Consider the following 14,975-nt stretch of genomic DNA (forward strand, 5'->3'; position numbering starts at 1 on the left):
TTGGCACAGCGTGCCCGGCTGAAGTGCGGGCACGCAGTGTGCTAGTCTGCTCGCCCTTTTATCCGGGCGCGCCCTTCATCCCCGCATGAAGATCCTGGCGCGGCCCCGCAGCGGAGCAGTGTGATGTCCGAAGTACAATTGTCGACCGACGAAACCCGCGTGAGCTATGGCATTGGCCGCCAGTTGGGCGGCCAGCTGCGCGACAACCCGCCACCGGGCGTGAGCCTGGAAGCCATCCTGGTCGGCCTGACCGACGCGTTCCGTGGCCATGAAAGCCGTGTGAGCGAAGAAGAGCTGAATGCCAGCTTCAAGGTCATCCGCGAGATCATGCAGGCCGAGCAGCAGGCCAAGGCAGAAGCGGCGGCCGGTGAAGGCAAAGCGTACCTGGCGGAAAACGCCAAGCGCGGCGAAATCACCACCACCGCCAGCGGCCTGCAGTACGAAGTGCTGAGCACCGGCGAAGGCAGCAAGCCGTCCGGCGACAGCACCGTGCGCGTTCACTACCACGGCACCCTGACGGATGGCACCGTGTTCGACAGCTCCTACAACCGTGGCGAGCCGGCTGAATTCCCGGTCAACGGTGTGATCGCCGGCTGGACCGAAGCCCTGCAACTGATGCCTGCCGGCAGCAAGTGGCGCGTGCACGTTCCAAGCGAGCTGGCCTACGGTGCCCAGGGCGTCGGCAGCATCCCGCCACACAGCGTGCTGGTGTTCGACGTGGAACTGCTCGAAGTCCTGTAACGCGTCGGGTGTGCTTCAGCCACACCGCACGACCGCCGACGCGGCTCGCGCCGCTGCTACACAGATACGCGCTCCTGTAGCAGCGGCGCAAGCCGCGTCCGGCCCCACCGCGACCCCCCCTTGCTCCACACGACCCCTGTAGCAGCGGCGCAAGCCGCGTCGGCGGTACATGCGGTCCCTCAGACACCCCGCCCCCTCAATGCAATTCCCCCATCGGCCGCAATGCCCGCGCATAGCAGAATAGAAACAGATTACGCACCAACTCCTTGAGCACCACCGGCTCGCTGGAGCTCAACCCGTGCAGATCCAGATCCCCCTGATCACGCAGTTCGTCCAACGCGTCTTCGCCAAGCACGGCACAGACTTCGCCCGTATCGCGATGCAGAATGCGCAGGTAAGGATGTGGACGGTCCAGCCAGGCATCGATCAGATAGGTCATGGCAATTCTCCTTGAAAGGGTTTCAATGAGAATAATTCTTATTCAAATAATAGCAAGAGACTATTTGCCATCGGCGGGCATTGCGCCCCCGAAAGCCATGCCGGCCGCCTGGCGGCGGCCCGGACCATTGGTCGGCCAGCGCCTCAGACCTTGCGGACGAACTCGGACTTGAGCTTCATGGCGCCGATGCCGTCGATCTTGCAGTCGATATCGTGATCACCGTCGCACAGGCGAATGTTCTTCACCTTGGTACCCACCTTGACCACCAGCGAAGAGCCCTTGACCTTGAGGTCCTTGATCACGGTAACGGTGTCGCCGTCGGCCAGTGCATTGCCCACCGAATCCTTGATCACCAAGGCATCGCCGTCGGCAGTGTCTTCGCCAGTGGCCGACCATTCATGGCTGCACTCGGGACAGATCAGCTGGGTGCCGTCTTCGTAGGTGTATTCGGATTGGCATTTGGGGCAGGGTGGCAGCGTGCTCACGAGATTCCTCGGGGGTAGGGAATAAAGGCACGCAGTATATAGGGTTTTTGCAGGCGAAGCCCTTGTAGGAAAGGGCTACCGCAGAGAGGAGTAACTGTGAGAGCGGGGCGGGCGGCGAGCCCTCTGCCCGCGAAGGCCTCACCAACGAATCAATGCGTACGCGCCACCGCAAACTCGCTGAGCTCGACCAACGCATTCCGATACTGGCTGGCTGGCAGCACTTCCAGTTGGGCAATGGCCTTGGCCACGTAATCGCGGGCCAATTGCGCGGTGTAATCGAGCGCGCCGCAGTCCTCGACCGCCACACGGATGCGTTCCAGATCCTCGATCCCGCCTTTCTGGATCGCCTGACGCACCAGCGCCGCCTGCTCGGCATTGCCTTCACGCATGGTGTAGATCAACGGCAAGGTCGGCTTGCCCTCGGCCAGATCGTCACCCACGTTCTTGCCCAGGGTCTCGGCGTCGCCGCGGTAGTCGAGCAGATCATCGACCAGCTGGAACGCAACGCCCAGGTGATCGCCAAACGTGCGCAGCGCTTCACACTGCTCGGCACTGGCGCCGGTGAGCGCCGCGGCACTGTGCGCCGAGGCTTCGAAGAGCATCGCGGTCTTGCCGCGGATCACTTCCATGTAGATTTCTTCGGTGGTGCTGGCGTCCCGTACCTTGGACAGCTGCAACACCTCGCCCTCGGCAATGATGCGCGTGGCGTGGGAGAGAATCTTCATCACCGACATCGAGCCCAGCTCGACCATCATTTCGAACGAGCGCGAATAGAGGAAGTCGCCGACCAGCACGCTCGGGGCATTGCCCCACTTGGCGTTTGCGGTAGAGCGGCCACGGCGCATGCCGGACATGTCGACCACGTCGTCGTGCAGCAGGGTCGAGGTGTGCAGCAGCTCGATGGTAGCTGCCAACAGCCGCAGGTCATCGCTCTGATGGCCCAGGGCCTTGCCGGCGAGCAGCACCAGCAACGGGCGCAGGCGCTTGCCCCCGGAGGAGGTGATGTAGTCGCTGATCGTCGATACCAGCGGCACGCGCGAGGTCAGCTGCTTCTTGATGATCTCGTCGACGGCGCTGAAATCGTCCGCCACCGCGCGGTGGAAAGCTTGGGGTTGCATCAGCGAGAGTCGCTCCAGAAGGGTTGCGCGGCATGCTAGGACGCGGGTCGGAGCGTGTCAAGGCGCGTCCATGGCCCGGCGCCCCCGTGTGCCGGGCGGGGGAGGGTCGGTTGCAGTCTGCGAGGGTCATTATGCCAGGCGCGTCCAACCCGCAAGGCGACTGGCGGCCTCTTGTCAGCGCATCGCGGCTTGCGTACAATCGCGCACCCTGAACTTCCTGGGCAGCACCTGCCTTACGCAATTGCATTTGGGGCGTTCCAACCCATGCAGCCATGCCAGCCGACACTCTACTTATAAAGAGCTGGGTGAGCAGGATTATCGGAGAAATACCATGTCGTACGCAGTAATCGTTACCGGTGGCAAGCAATACAAGGTCGCCCCAGGTGAATACCTGAAGATCGAAAAACTGGAAATCGCCACCGGCGAATCCGTTACCTTTGATCGCGTTCTGTTGGTCGCCAATGGCGACGACGTGAACATCGGCGCTCCAGTGGTTGCCGGCGCTACCGTTGTGGCTGAAGTGATTTCCCAAGGTCGTCACGATAAGGTCCGCATCATCAAGTTCCGTCGTCGTAAGCACCACATGAAGCGCATGGGCCACCGCCAGTGGTACACCGAGATCAAAATCACCGGTATTCAGGCTTAATTTCAGCCTAATTCCTCACTAGGAGAATTGACTCATGGCACACAAAAAAGCTGGTGGTAGTACCCGTAACGGTCGCGACTCAGAAGCCAAACGCCTTGGCGTGAAGATGTATGGCGGCCAGGCTATCATCCCAGGCAACATCATCGTGCGTCAGCGCGGCACCCAATTCCACGCTGGCTACGGCGTTGGCATGGGCAAGGATCACACCCTGTTCGCGAAAGTCGCAGGCGTGATCAAGTTCGAAGTAAAGGGCGCCTTCGGTCGTCGTTACGTGAGCGTTGTCGCAGCCTAATCGCGACGTCGCTGGAGAAGCCCTGTCTTGCGACGGGGCTTTTTCGTTTTTGGAGTGAGTCTCTTGCAAAGGTTTGCATGGGCTGTCGGTGCGAGAGTCGTTGACGGGTTTGCCGCGCTCATTTTTGCAAGAGCCTTACGTTTCAGGTTCATTAGCTCGCCCTTGCGGCGAGAGGCGTATTTTTCATGAAGTTTGTAGATGAAGTGTCCATCCGCGTAAAGGCGGGTGATGGTGGCAATGGCTGCATGAGCTTTCGCCGCGAAAAATTCATTGAGAATGGCGGCCCCAACGGCGGCGACGGTGGTGATGGCGGCTCGATCTACATGATCGCCGACGAAAACCTCAACACCCTGGTCGACTACCGTTACACCCGTCACTTCGATGCCGAGCGCGGCGCCAACGGCGGCAGCACCGACTGCACCGGCAAGAAGGGCGAAGACATGGAGTTGCGCGTACCGGTAGGCACCACGGTGATCGACGCTTCCACCCAGGAAGTCATCGGTGACCTGGTCAAGGCCGGCCAGCGCCTGCTGGTCGCCCATGGCGGCTGGCACGGTCTGGGCAACACTCGCTTCAAGTCCAGTACCAACCGCGCGCCACGCCAGACCAGTCCGGGCAAGCCCGGCGAGCAGCGTGACCTCAAGCTGGAAATGAAAGTGCTGGCCGACGTCGGTCTGCTGGGTCTGCCCAATGCGGGCAAGAGCACGTTCATTCGCTCGGTGTCCGCCGCCAAGCCCAAGGTGGCGGACTACCCGTTCACCACCCTGGTGCCGAACCTGGGCGTGGTCAGTGTCGACCGTTGGAAGAGCTTCGTGGTGGCCGACATTCCCGGTCTGATCGAAGGGGCTTCCCACGGCGCCGGCCTGGGTATTCGCTTCCTCAAGCACCTGGCGCGTACTCGCGTGCTGCTGCACCTGGTCGACATGGCGCCGCTGGATGAAACCAGTGCTGCCGACGCCGCCGAGGTGATCGTCAACGAGCTGGTCAAGTTCAGCCCGTCACTGGCCGAGCGCGAGCGCTGGCTGGTGCTCAACAAGTGCGACCAGATCCTGGAAGAAGAGCACGAAGAACGGGTCAAGGAAATCGTCGATCGCCTGGAGTGGGAAGGTCCGGTCTATGTGATCTCGGCCATCGCCAAGGAAGGGACCGAGCGCCTGAGCCGCGACATCATGCGTTACCTGGAAGACCGCGCCGATCGTCTGGCGCGCGACCCGGCCTATGCCGATGAGCTGGCCGAGCTCGATCAGCGCATCGAAGATGAGGCCCGCGCGCAACTGCAGGCCCTGGACGACCAGCGCGCACTGCGTCGCAGCGGCGTGAAGAGCGTCCACGACATCGGCGACGATGACGACTGGGAAGAAGAAGATGCCGAAGACGGCCCGGAAATCATCTACGTCCGCGACTAGTGCGTATGGGTGCAGGTCCCGCTCCTGTAGGAGCGGTCCGCGGCCGCGAAGGGCGCACCGCGGTGTGCCTGGCACTCCACGGTGTCTTCTTCGCGGCCGATGACCGCTCCCACAGTGATCTCCAGTGTTAAACTAAGCGCCGCTCACCATGAGCGGCGTTTTTGTTTTTCTACCGGGCAAAGGTTGGCAGATGATGCGGAGCAAGGTGACGGGTGCGCAGCGCTGGGTCGTGAAGATCGGCAGTGCGCTGCTGACCGCGGACGGCAAGGGTCTGGATCGCGCGGCGATGGGCGTATGGGTCGAGCAGATGGTTGCCCTGCACAACGCCGGGGTCGAGTTGGTGCTGGTGTCTTCCGGCGCGGTGGCGGCCGGCATGAGCCGTCTTGGCTGGGCCAAGCGCCCCAGTGGCATGCACGAATTGCAGGCAGCCGCCGCCATCGGCCAGATGGGGCTGGTGCAAGCCTGGGAATCGAGCTTCGCCGAGCACGGCCGGCACACCGCCCAGATCCTGCTGACCCACGACGACCTGTCCGATCGCAAGCGCTACCTCAATGCGCGCAGCACCTTGCGTACCCTGGTCGAGCTGGGCGTGGTGCCGGTCATCAACGAGAACGACACCGTGGTCACCGACGAAATCCGCTTCGGTGACAACGACACCCTGGCTGCTTTGGTGGCTAACCTGGTGGAAGCGGACTTGCTGGTCATTCTCACCGACCGCGACGGCATGTTCGATGCCGACCCGCGCACCAATCCCGATGCCCAGCTGATCTTCGAGGCGCGCGCCGACGACCCGTCGCTCGACGCCGTGGCCGGCGGTACCGGTGGCGCGCTAGGACGGGGTGGCATGCAGACCAAGCTGCGCGCCGCACGCCTGGCGGCTCGCTCCGGCGCGCACACGGTGATCGTCGGTGGCCGTATCGAGCGCGTGCTCGACCGGCTCAAGGCCGGCGAGCGCCTGGGTACCCTGTTGTCTCCCGAGCGAGAAATGCTCGCTGCGCGCAAGCAGTGGCTGGCTGGGCACTTGCAGACCCGCGGCACCCTGGTGCTGGACGAAGGTGCCGTGCAAGCCCTGACGGGTGGCCACAAGAGTCTGCTGCCAGTGGGCGTGAAAGTGGTGCAAGGCAGTTTCAGGCGTGGCGAGATGGTGGTGTGCGTGGCGCCCGATGGTCGCGAAGTCGCCCGCGGCCTGGCCAACTACAGTGCCCTGGAAGCACAGAAAATCATCGGTCAGTCGTCGGACGTCATCGAGCGCTTGCTGGGCTATATGGCCGAGCCCGAGCTGGTGCATCGCGACAACCTGATCCTCGTTTGATCCCTACAGGAATGCTTCGATGAAAGTGCTCAAAGCCCTTGCGGCTGCCATGTTGTGCCTGCCGATGCTGGCGAGTGCCGAGGAAATCGGCCAGGTGTCCACCGTGTTCAAGGTCGTCGGCCCGAACGACCGGATTGTGGTCGAGGCTTTCGACGATCCCAAGGTGCCGGGTGTGACCTGCTACCTATCGCGCGCCAAGACGGGCGGGGTCAAGGGTGGTCTGGGCCTGGCCGAAGATCGCGCCGAGGCTTCCATTGCCTGTCGCCAGGTCGGGCCGATCCAGCTGCCGGATAATTTGAAGGAGGGCGAGGAGGTGTTCAAGGAGCGCACGTCGCTGGTGTTCAAGACCATGCAGGTCGTGCGTTTCCATGACAAGAAGCGCAACGCGCTCGTGTACCTGGTCTACAGCGATCGCATGATCGAAGGCAGCCCGCAGAACGCCGTGACCGCCATCCCCATTCGCCCCTGGACGACCGAATAATTGCGGTGTGCCTTTCGCGGCCGATGACCGCTCCTACGGATGAAAATACAAGCCACCGTAGGAGCGGTCATCGGCCGCGAAAGGGGCCACATCGATATCGCCTCATTCACACAGGCACAAAAAAGCCGACCCTGGGGTCGGCTTTTTCTACATCGTACAGCTGATCAGGCAGCAGCAGCCTGGTTCAGTGCTTTGATGTGGCCGTTCAGACGACCCTTGTGACGAGCAGCCTTGTTCTTGTGGATGATGCCTTTATCGGCCATACGGTCGATAACTGGCACGGCCAGAACGTAAGCAGCTTGTGCTTTTTCTGCGTCTTTTGCGTCGATGGCTTTGACTACATTCTTGATGTAGGTGCGAACCATGGAACGCAGGCTGGCGTTGTGGCTGCGACGCTTCTCAGCCTGTTTTGCACGTTTTTTGGCGGAAGGTGAGTTGGCCACCGTCGAGCTCCTCGAAAGACTTTTTGAAATAGCAAACAAATAAGGCCGCGAATCATGCCCATCAACGAGTTGGTTGTCAAGGGTACGTGAAACGATCCGCTAAGTGGTCGGTCGGTGTCGAAGTGATTCACTTCTGGCCCGTGACCTGTACACTCGCGAGGTTTTGGCTCTGCCTGCTGATGCGGCGCGGAGTATCGCACACCTGGGCCGGATATGGGCCTGCTCTTCGTCAACGGGCATGAAAAACTTTCGATGAATCTACTCAAATCCCTGGCCGCGGTCAGCTCCATCACCATGGTTTCGCGGGTGCTGGGCTTCGTCCGCGACACCATCATTGCGCGCATCTTCGGCGCCGGCATGGTCACCGATGCCTTTTTCATCGCCTTCAAGCTGCCCAACCTGCTGCGTCGAATCTTCGCCGAAGGCGCGTTCTCACAGGCCTTCGTGCCCATTCTTGCCGAGTACAAGAGCCAGCAGGGCGAGGAGGCCACGCGCACCTTCGTCGCCTACGTCGCCGGTCTGCTGACCCTGGCCCTGGCGCTGGTCACGGTGGCGGGCATCCTGGCTGCGCCCTGGGTCATCTGGGCGACCGCGCCGGGCTTTGCCGATACTCCGGAAAAATTCCAGCTCACCACCGATCTGCTGCGGGTTACCTTTCCTTATATATTGCTGATCTCGCTGTCGTCCTTCGTCGGCGCCATTCTCAACACCTACAACCGCTTCTCGGTGCCGGCCTTCACGCCCACGTTGCTGAACGTGTCGATGATCCTCTTCGCTCTGTTTCTCACGCCGTATTTCGACCCACCGGTGATGGCACTCGGCTGGGCCGTGCTGGCAGGGGGGCTGGCGCAGCTGCTGTATCAACTGCCGCACCTGAAAAAACTCGGTTTGCTGGTCCTGCCGCGCGTGAGCCTGCGCGATACCGGCGCCGTGCGCGTGATGAAGCAGATGCTGCCGGCGATTCTGGGTGTGTCGGTCAGCCAGATTTCGTTGATCATCAACACCATCTTCGCCTCCTTCCTGGTGGCAGGCTCGGTTTCCTGGATGTACTACGCCGACCGCCTGATGGAGCTGCCTTCGGGCGTGCTGGGCGTGGCCCTGGGCACCATCCTGCTGCCCACCCTGGCCAAGACCTACGCCAACAAGGACCGCCACGAATATTCGCGCATCCTCGACTGGGGGTTGCGTCTGTGCTTCGTGCTGGTGCTGCCCTGCGCAGTGGCTTTGGCGCTGCTCGCCGAGCCCCTGACCGTGGCCTTGTTTCAGTACGGCAAATTCAGCGCCCTGGATGCGGCCATGACCCAGCGTGCGCTGATCGCCTATTCCATCGGTTTGCTGGGCATCATCCTGATCAAGGTGCTGGCGCCCGGTTTCTATGCCCAGCAGAACATCCGTACGCCGGTGAAGATTGCGATTTTCACGCTGGTGGCCACCCAGGTCTTCAACCTGCTGCTCATCAGCCACCTGCAGCACGCCGGTCTGGCGCTGGCGATCAGCCTGGGTGCCTGCCTGAACGCGGGATTGCTGTATTGGAAGCTGCGCCAGCAGGACCTGTTCCAGCCGCAACCCGGCTGGACCGCCTTTCTGTGCAAATTGGGCGTGGCCGTGCTGGCCATGGCTGGCGTCTTGCTGGTGATGCTGCAGTACATGCCGGCATGGGCCGACGGGCAGATGCTCGAACGCTTCCTGCGCCTGGGGCTGCTGGTGTTGACAGGCGTGCTAGTGTATTTCGGGATGTTGTTGGCCATGGGCTTCCGCCTCAAGGACTTCGCCCGCCGCGGGCTGGCATGACCCACGGGCACGCCGGCCGTCCGTGGCTGCCAGCGGTTTTGCACGATAGCGAACATCCATGCACGCTGTTGCCTGTCGTCGGCGCGTGGGTATGGGTATAATCGACCACTTTATGAGCAAGAAGCGCGTTATGCAGCTGGTTCGAGGCCTTCACAATCTGCGGCCCCAGCATCGGGGCTGCGCCGTCACCATTGGTAATTTCGACGGTGTCCATCGCGGCCACCAGGCTATCCTGGCGCGGCTGCGCGAGCGTGCCCGGGAGTTGGGCGTGCCCAGCTGCGTGGTGATCTTCGAACCGCAGCCGCGCGAATATTTCAGCCCGCAGACCGCACCGGCGCGTCTGGCCCGGCTGCGCGACAAGGTGCAGCTGCTGGCCGACGAGCAGGTCGACCTGGTGCTGTGCCTGGCCTTCAACAAGCGCCTGAGCCAGCTCAGCGCCTCGGAGTTCGTCGATACCATCCTGATCGACGGTCTGGATGTGAAGCACCTCGAAGTCGGTGACGACTTCCGCTTTGGCTGCGACCGGGCCGGGGATTTCGATTTCCTGACCCAGGCCGGCAGCCTCCAGGGCTTTACCGTCGAAGCGGCGCAGACCGTCGAGATGAACGGCCTGCGCGTCAGCAGCACCCAGGTCCGCAAGGCCCTGGCCGCAGCCGATTTTGAACGTGCCGAGCAACTGCTCGGCCGGCCCTTCTCTATCGAGGGGAGGGTCCTGCATGGGCAGAAGCTGGCACGCCAACTGGGCTGGCCCACTGCCAATGTGCAACTCAAGCGCCGTCGCGTGCCACTCACCGGGGTGTACCTGGTGAGTGTCGACATCGACGGCAAGACCTGGCCGGGAGTCGCCAACATAGGCGTGCGGCCAACCGTTGCAGGTGATGGCAGTGCCCACCTGGAAGTGCATTTGCTGGACTTTGCCGGTGACCTCTATGGCCGGCATTTAACGGTGGCGTTCCACCACAAGCTGCGTGATGAGCAGCGTTTCGCCTCGCTTGAGGCGCTGAAGTCGGCGATCGATGCGGATGTCGCCGCCGCGCGTGCCCACTGGGCCAAGCCAACCGCTTAAATTGAAGAGCCTGAAATGACCGACTACAAAGCCACGCTAAACCTTCCGGACACCGCCTTCCCAATGAAGGCCGGCCTGCCCCAGCGCGAGCCGCAAACTCTGCAGCGCTGGGACAGCATTGGCCTGTACCAGAAGCTTCGCGAGATTGGCAAGGACCGTCCCAAGTTCGTCCTGCACGACGGCCCGCCCTATGCCAACGGCAATATTCACATCGGTCATGCGGTCAACAAGATCCTCAAGGACATGATCATCCGTTCCAAGACCCTGGCCGGCTTCGATGCGCCGTACGTGCCGGGCTGGGACTGCCATGGCCTGCCGATCGAGCACAAGGTCGAGGTGACCCACGGCAAGAACCTGGGCGGCGACAAGACCCGCGAACTGTGCCGCGCCTACGCCAGCGAGCAGATCGAAGGGCAGAAGTCCGAGTTCATCCGCCTGGGTGTGCTGGGCGACTGGTCCAACCCGTACAAGACCATGAGCTTCCCCAACGAGGCCGGCGAGATCCGTGCCCTGGCGGAAATGGTCCGCAATGGGTTCGTGTTCAAGGGGCTGAAGCCAGTGAACTGGTGCTTCGATTGCGGTTCGGCCCTGGCCGAGGCCGAGGTCGAGTACGCCGACAAGAAGTCGCCGACCATCGACGTCGCCTTCCCGATCGCCGATCAGCAAGCGCTGGCCGATGCCTTCGGTCTGTCAGGCCTGGAGAAACCGGCCAGCATCGTGATCTGGACCACCACCCCGTGGACCATCCCGGCCAACCAGGCGCTCAACGTGCACCCCGAGTTCACCTACGCGCTGGTCGACGTCGGTGATCGCCTGCTGGTGCTCGCCGAAGAACTGGTGGAAAGCAGCCTGGCCCGTTACAACCTGCAAGGCTCGGTCGTCGCCACCACCGTGGGCGCCAAGCTGGAGCTGATCAACTTCCGTCATCCGTTCTACGATCGTCTGTCGCCGGTGTACCTGGCTGACTACGTCGAACTGGGTGCCGGCACGGGCGTGGTTCACAGCGCCCCGGCCTATGGTGTCGACGACTTCGTCACAAGCAAGCAATACGGCCTGACCAACGACGACATCATCAGCCCGGTGCAGAGCAACGGCGTGTACGTCGAGTCGCTGCCGTTCTTCGGTGGCCAGTTCATCTTCAAGGCCAACCAGAACATCGTCGACAAGCTGGCCGAAGTCGGTGCGCTGATGCACACCGAAGTGGTCAGCCACAGCTACATGCATTGCTGGCGTCACAAGACCCCGCTGATCTACCGCGCCACCGCGCAGTGGTTCGTGGGCATGGACAAGCCGCCGGTCGAAGGCGACACCCTGCGCGAACGCGCGGTGAAAGCCATCGAAGAGACCAAGTTCGTTCCGGCCTGGGGCCAGGCACGCCTGCACTCGATGATCGCCAACCGTCCCGACTGGTGCATCTCGCGCCAGCGCAACTGGGGCGTGCCGATCCCGTTCTTCCTCGACAAGGCCACCGGTGAGCTGCACCCGCGCACCGTCGAGCTGATGGAAGAAGTGGCCAAGCGCGTCGAAGTCGAAGGCATCGAAGCCTGGTTCAAGATGGACGCCGCCGAGCTGCTGGGCGACGAGGCCGCCAACTACGACAAGATCAGCGACACGCTGGACGTCTGGTTCGACTCGGGCACCACTCACTGGCACGTGCTGCGCGGCTCGCACCCCATGGGCCATGAAAGCGGCCCGCGCGCCGACCTGTACCTGGAAGGTTCCGACCAGCACCGTGGCTGGTTCCATTCCTCGCTGCTGACCGGCTGCGCCATCGATAATCACGCGCCGTACCGCGAACTGCTGACCCACGGTTTCACCGTGGACGAGAACGGCCGCAAGATGTCCAAGTCGCTGGGTAACGTCATCGCCCCGCAGAAGGTCAACGACACCCTGGGCGCCGACATCATGCGCCTGTGGGTTTCGGCCACCGACTATTCGGGCGAAATGGCCGTGTCGGACACCATCCTGCAACGCAGTGCCGATGCCTACCGCCGCATCCGCAACACCGCGCGCTTCCTGCTCTCCAACCTCAGCGGCTTCAACCCGGCCACTGACCTGCTGCCAGCCGATCAGATGATCGCCCTGGATCGCTGGGCCGTGGACCGTGCACTGCTGCTGCAGCGCGAACTGGAAGAGCATTACGGCGAGTACCGTTTCTGGAACGTCTACTCCAAGGTGCACAACTTCTGCGTGCAGGAGCTGGGCGGTTTCTACCTCGACATCATCAAGGACCGTCAGTACACCACCGGCGCCAACAGCGTCGCCCGGCGTTCCTGCCAGACCGCGCTGTACCACATCAGCGAAGCGCTGGTGCGCTGGATCGCGCCGATCCTGGCGTTCACCGCCGACGAGCTGTGGCAGTACCTGCCCGGCGAGCGCAACGAGTCGGTGATGCTCAACACCTGGTATCAGGGCCTGAGCGAATTGCCCGAAGGCGTCGAGCTGGACCGCGCCTACTGGGAACGGGTGATGGCGGTGAAGACGGCGGTCAACAAGGAAATGGAAAACCAGCGCGCGGCCAAGGCCATCGGCGGCAACCTGCAGGCCGAAGTGACCCTGTACAGCGAAGACGCCCTGAACACCGACTTGGCCAAGCTGGGCAACGAGCTGCGCTTCGTGCTTATCACCTCGGGCGCGACCCTGGCGCCGTTCGCCCAGGCCCCGGCCGATGCAGTGGTCACCGAAGTGGCTGGCTTGAAGCTTAAGGTAGTCAAGTCGGGCGGCGTCAAATGCGCCCGTTGCTGGCATTTCCGTGACGACGTGGGTGTGAACCCCGAGCATCCGGAAATCTGCGGTCGCTGCGTCGACAACATCAGCGGTGCAGGCGAGGTGCGTCACTATGCCTGATTCGTCGGCGTCTTTCGGTCGCTACGGTCACTTGAAGTGGCTCTGGCTCAGCGTGTTGGTCATGGTGCTGGACCAGGCCACCAAGTTCTACTTCGACGGCACCCTGCAGATGTATGAGCAGATCGTGGTCATCCCCGACCTGCTCAGTTGGACCCTGGCCTACAACACGGGCGCCGCTTTCAGCTTCCTGGCGGACAGTGGCGGCTGGCAGCGCTGGCTGTTCACCCTGATCGCCGTGGTGGTCAGCGTGGTGCTGGTGGTCTGGCTCAAACGCCTGGGCCGCGACGACACTTGGCTGGCGATTGCCCTGGCCCTGGTGCTGGGCGGGGCGGTCGGCAACCTGTTCGACCGCGTCGTGCTGGGCCATGTGGTCGACTTCATTCTGGTCCATTGGCAGGATCGCTGGCGGTTCCCGGCGTTCAATCTGGCCGACAGCGCCATCACCGTCGGTGCGATCATGCTGGCGTTGGATATGTTCAAGAGCAAGAAAAGCGGAGAAACGGTGCATGACTGAACAGCGGATCAGGGAAAACACCGAAGTGACCCTGCACTTCGCCTTGCACCTGGAAAACGGTGATACCGTCGACAGCACGTTCGACAAGTCGCCGGCCACGTTCAAGGTGGGCGACGGTAACCTGTTGCCGGGCTTCGAGGCCGCCTTGTTCGGCTTCAAGGCCGGCGACCGACGTACCGTCAAGGTGCTGCCGGAAAACGCTTTCGGCCAGCCCAACCCGCAGAACGTGCAAGTCATGCCGGCCTCGCAGTTCGAGGGCATGGAGCTGTCCGAAGGCTTGCTGGTGATTTTCAACGACGCCGCCAATACCGAACTGCCGGGCGTGGTAAAGGCATTCGACGACCGTGAAGTGACGGTAGACTTCAACCACCCCCTGGCAGGCAAGACCCTGACCTTCGAGGTGGAAATTCTTTCGGTCACGGCCCTTTAAGGGCACCGAGGCAAGCATGCAAATCAAACTCGCCAATCCCCGCGGCTTCTGCGCGGGTGTGGACCGAGCGATCGAGATCGTCAACCGCGCGCTGGAAGTTTTCGGCGCGCCGATCTACGTCCGCCACGAAGTGGTACACAACAAATTCGTGGTCGAAGACCTGCGCAACCGCGGCGCCATCTTCGTCGACGAGCTCGACCAGGTGCCCGACGACGTCATCGTCATCTTCAGTGCCCATGGCGTTTCCCAGGCCGTGCGCCAGGAAGCCGCCGGGCGTGGCTTGAAGGTGTTCGACGCGACCTGCCCGTTGGTCACCAAGGTGCACATCGAAGTGGCCCGCTACAGCCGCGACGGCCGTGAGTGCATTCTCATCGGTCACGCCGGGCACCCGGAAGTGGAAGGCACCATGGGGCAATACGACGCGAGCAACGGCGGCGCCATCTACCTGGTCGAAGACGAGGAAGACGTGGCCAAGCTGAACGTGGTCAACCCTGAAAACCTCGCCTTCGTAACCCAGACGACGCTGTCGATGGACGACACCAGTCGGGTCATCGACGCATTGCGCGCGCGCTTCCCCGCCATCGGTGGGCCGCGCAAGGACGACATCTGTTACGCCACGCAAAACCGTCAGGACGCGGTCAAGATACTGGCCGACGAGTGCGACGTGGTGCTGGTGGTGGGCAGCCCGAACAGCTCCAACTCCAACCGCCTGCGCGAGCTGGCCGAACGGATGAGCACGCCGGCCTACCTGATCGACGGTGCCGAAGACCTGCAGCAAAGCTGGTTCGACGGCGTACAGCGCATCGGCATCACCGCCGGCGCCTCGGCACCCGAAGTGCTGGTGCGCGGCGTCATCGAGCAACTGCATGCCTGGGGCGCGACCGGCGCCGACGAGCTGATTGGCCGGCCGGAGAACATCACGTTCTCGATGCCCAAGGAGTTGCGGGTGAAGGCGATCAGCTAG

At 62.6% G+C, this 14,975-nt stretch carries 16 protein-coding genes; 12 read left to right on the forward strand and 4 right to left on the reverse strand.

Annotated features, from left to right (window positions below; genetic code table 11):
• The first annotated feature begins 123 nt into the window (after positions 1-123).
• A complete protein-coding gene (locus LT40_RS19390) occupies positions 124-741 on the forward strand; it encodes a BamJ family beta-barrel-assembly machinery protein (RefSeq protein ID WP_043192797.1) in 618 nt (205 codons plus the stop codon).
• 196 nt (positions 742-937) lie between these two features.
• Here the strand turns inward: LT40_RS19390 and LT40_RS19395 are convergent, their stop codons facing one another.
• From LT40_RS19395 to LT40_RS19405, 3 genes are all read right to left on the reverse strand, one after another.
• Positions 938-1,180, reverse strand: coding sequence for a PA4570 family protein (locus LT40_RS19395; protein WP_043192798.1), 243 nt, complete (start codon positions 1,178-1,180; stop codon positions 938-940).
• Positions 1,181-1,323: 143 nt separating this feature from the next.
• Entirely contained in the window at positions 1,324-1,665 is a 342-nt protein-coding gene (locus tag LT40_RS19400; RefSeq protein ID WP_043192799.1) for a zinc ribbon domain-containing protein YjdM, read from the reverse strand.
• Between the two features lie 149 nt (positions 1,666-1,814).
• Positions 1,815-2,783: a polyprenyl synthetase family protein gene (locus LT40_RS19405; RefSeq protein ID WP_043192801.1), complete on the reverse strand. Its 969-nt coding sequence runs from the start codon at positions 2,781-2,783 to the stop codon at positions 1,815-1,817.
• A gap of 331 nt (positions 2,784-3,114) precedes the next feature.
• On the opposite strand from LT40_RS19405, the gene rplU reads away from it, so the two are divergent.
• The 5 genes from rplU (at position 3,115) to LT40_RS19430 (ending at position 6,920) form a co-directional block, all read left to right on the forward strand.
• Positions 3,115-3,429 carry a 50S ribosomal protein L21 gene (gene rplU, locus LT40_RS19410; RefSeq protein WP_003176051.1) on the forward strand — a complete coding sequence of 105 codons (315 nt, stop codon included), beginning with the start codon at positions 3,115-3,117 and terminating at the stop codon, positions 3,427-3,429.
• Positions 3,430-3,463: 34 nt separating this feature from the next.
• Positions 3,464-3,721: a 50S ribosomal protein L27 gene (gene rpmA / locus LT40_RS19415; RefSeq protein WP_008371588.1), complete on the forward strand. Its 258-nt coding sequence runs from the start codon at positions 3,464-3,466 to the stop codon at positions 3,719-3,721.
• Positions 3,722-3,906: 185 nt separating this feature from the next.
• A complete protein-coding gene (gene cgtA / locus LT40_RS19420) occupies positions 3,907-5,127 on the forward strand; it encodes an Obg family GTPase CgtA (protein WP_043192803.1) in 1,221 nt (406 codons plus the stop codon).
• A 193-nt stretch (positions 5,128-5,320) separates the two neighbouring features.
• The gene (gene proB / locus LT40_RS19425) at positions 5,321-6,439 is read left to right on the forward strand and encodes a glutamate 5-kinase (protein ID WP_043193848.1); all 1,119 of its coding nucleotides are present in this window, start codon (positions 5,321-5,323) and stop codon (positions 6,437-6,439) included.
• Positions 6,440-6,458: 19 nt separating this feature from the next.
• Positions 6,459-6,920: a CreA family protein gene (locus LT40_RS19430; protein WP_043192804.1), complete on the forward strand. Its 462-nt coding sequence runs from the start codon at positions 6,459-6,461 to the stop codon at positions 6,918-6,920.
• 164 nt (positions 6,921-7,084) lie between these two features.
• Here LT40_RS19430 and rpsT read toward each other — a convergent pair whose 3' ends face one another.
• Positions 7,085-7,363: a 30S ribosomal protein S20 gene (gene rpsT / locus LT40_RS19435; protein ID WP_043192805.1), complete on the reverse strand. Its 279-nt coding sequence runs from the start codon at positions 7,361-7,363 to the stop codon at positions 7,085-7,087.
• Between the two features lie 252 nt (positions 7,364-7,615).
• Between rpsT and murJ the strand changes: the two genes are divergently transcribed.
• The 6 genes from murJ (at position 7,616) to ispH (ending at position 14,975) form a co-directional block, all read left to right on the forward strand.
• Positions 7,616-9,154 (forward strand): murein biosynthesis integral membrane protein MurJ, encoded by a 1,539-nt coding sequence (murJ, locus tag LT40_RS19440; protein ID WP_043193849.1) that lies wholly within the window; start codon positions 7,616-7,618, stop codon positions 9,152-9,154.
• A gap of 130 nt (positions 9,155-9,284) precedes the next feature.
• The gene (gene ribF, locus LT40_RS19445) at positions 9,285-10,220 is read left to right on the forward strand and encodes a bifunctional riboflavin kinase/FAD synthetase (RefSeq protein ID WP_043192806.1); all 936 of its coding nucleotides are present in this window, start codon (positions 9,285-9,287) and stop codon (positions 10,218-10,220) included.
• A gap of 15 nt (positions 10,221-10,235) precedes the next feature.
• Positions 10,236-13,067, forward strand: coding sequence for an isoleucine--tRNA ligase (ileS, locus tag LT40_RS19450; RefSeq protein ID WP_043192807.1), 2,832 nt, complete (start codon positions 10,236-10,238; stop codon positions 13,065-13,067).
• Positions 13,060-13,581, forward strand: coding sequence for a signal peptidase II (gene lspA / locus LT40_RS19455; protein ID WP_043192808.1), 522 nt, complete (start codon positions 13,060-13,062; stop codon positions 13,579-13,581). Before ileS ends, lspA begins: the two co-directional genes overlap by 8 nt.
• Positions 13,574-14,011, forward strand: coding sequence for an FKBP-type peptidyl-prolyl cis-trans isomerase (locus LT40_RS19460; protein ID WP_043192809.1), 438 nt, complete (start codon positions 13,574-13,576; stop codon positions 14,009-14,011). The genes lspA and LT40_RS19460 overlap by 8 nt, the downstream gene beginning before the upstream one ends.
• A 16-nt stretch (positions 14,012-14,027) precedes the next feature.
• Complete coding sequence (gene ispH, locus LT40_RS19465; protein WP_043192810.1) at positions 14,028-14,975, forward strand: 4-hydroxy-3-methylbut-2-enyl diphosphate reductase; 948 nt, start codon at positions 14,028-14,030, stop codon at positions 14,973-14,975.

The organism is Pseudomonas rhizosphaerae, assembly GCF_000761155.1.
GTDB classification, from domain to species: domain Bacteria; phylum Pseudomonadota; class Gammaproteobacteria; order Pseudomonadales; family Pseudomonadaceae; genus Aquipseudomonas; species Aquipseudomonas rhizosphaerae.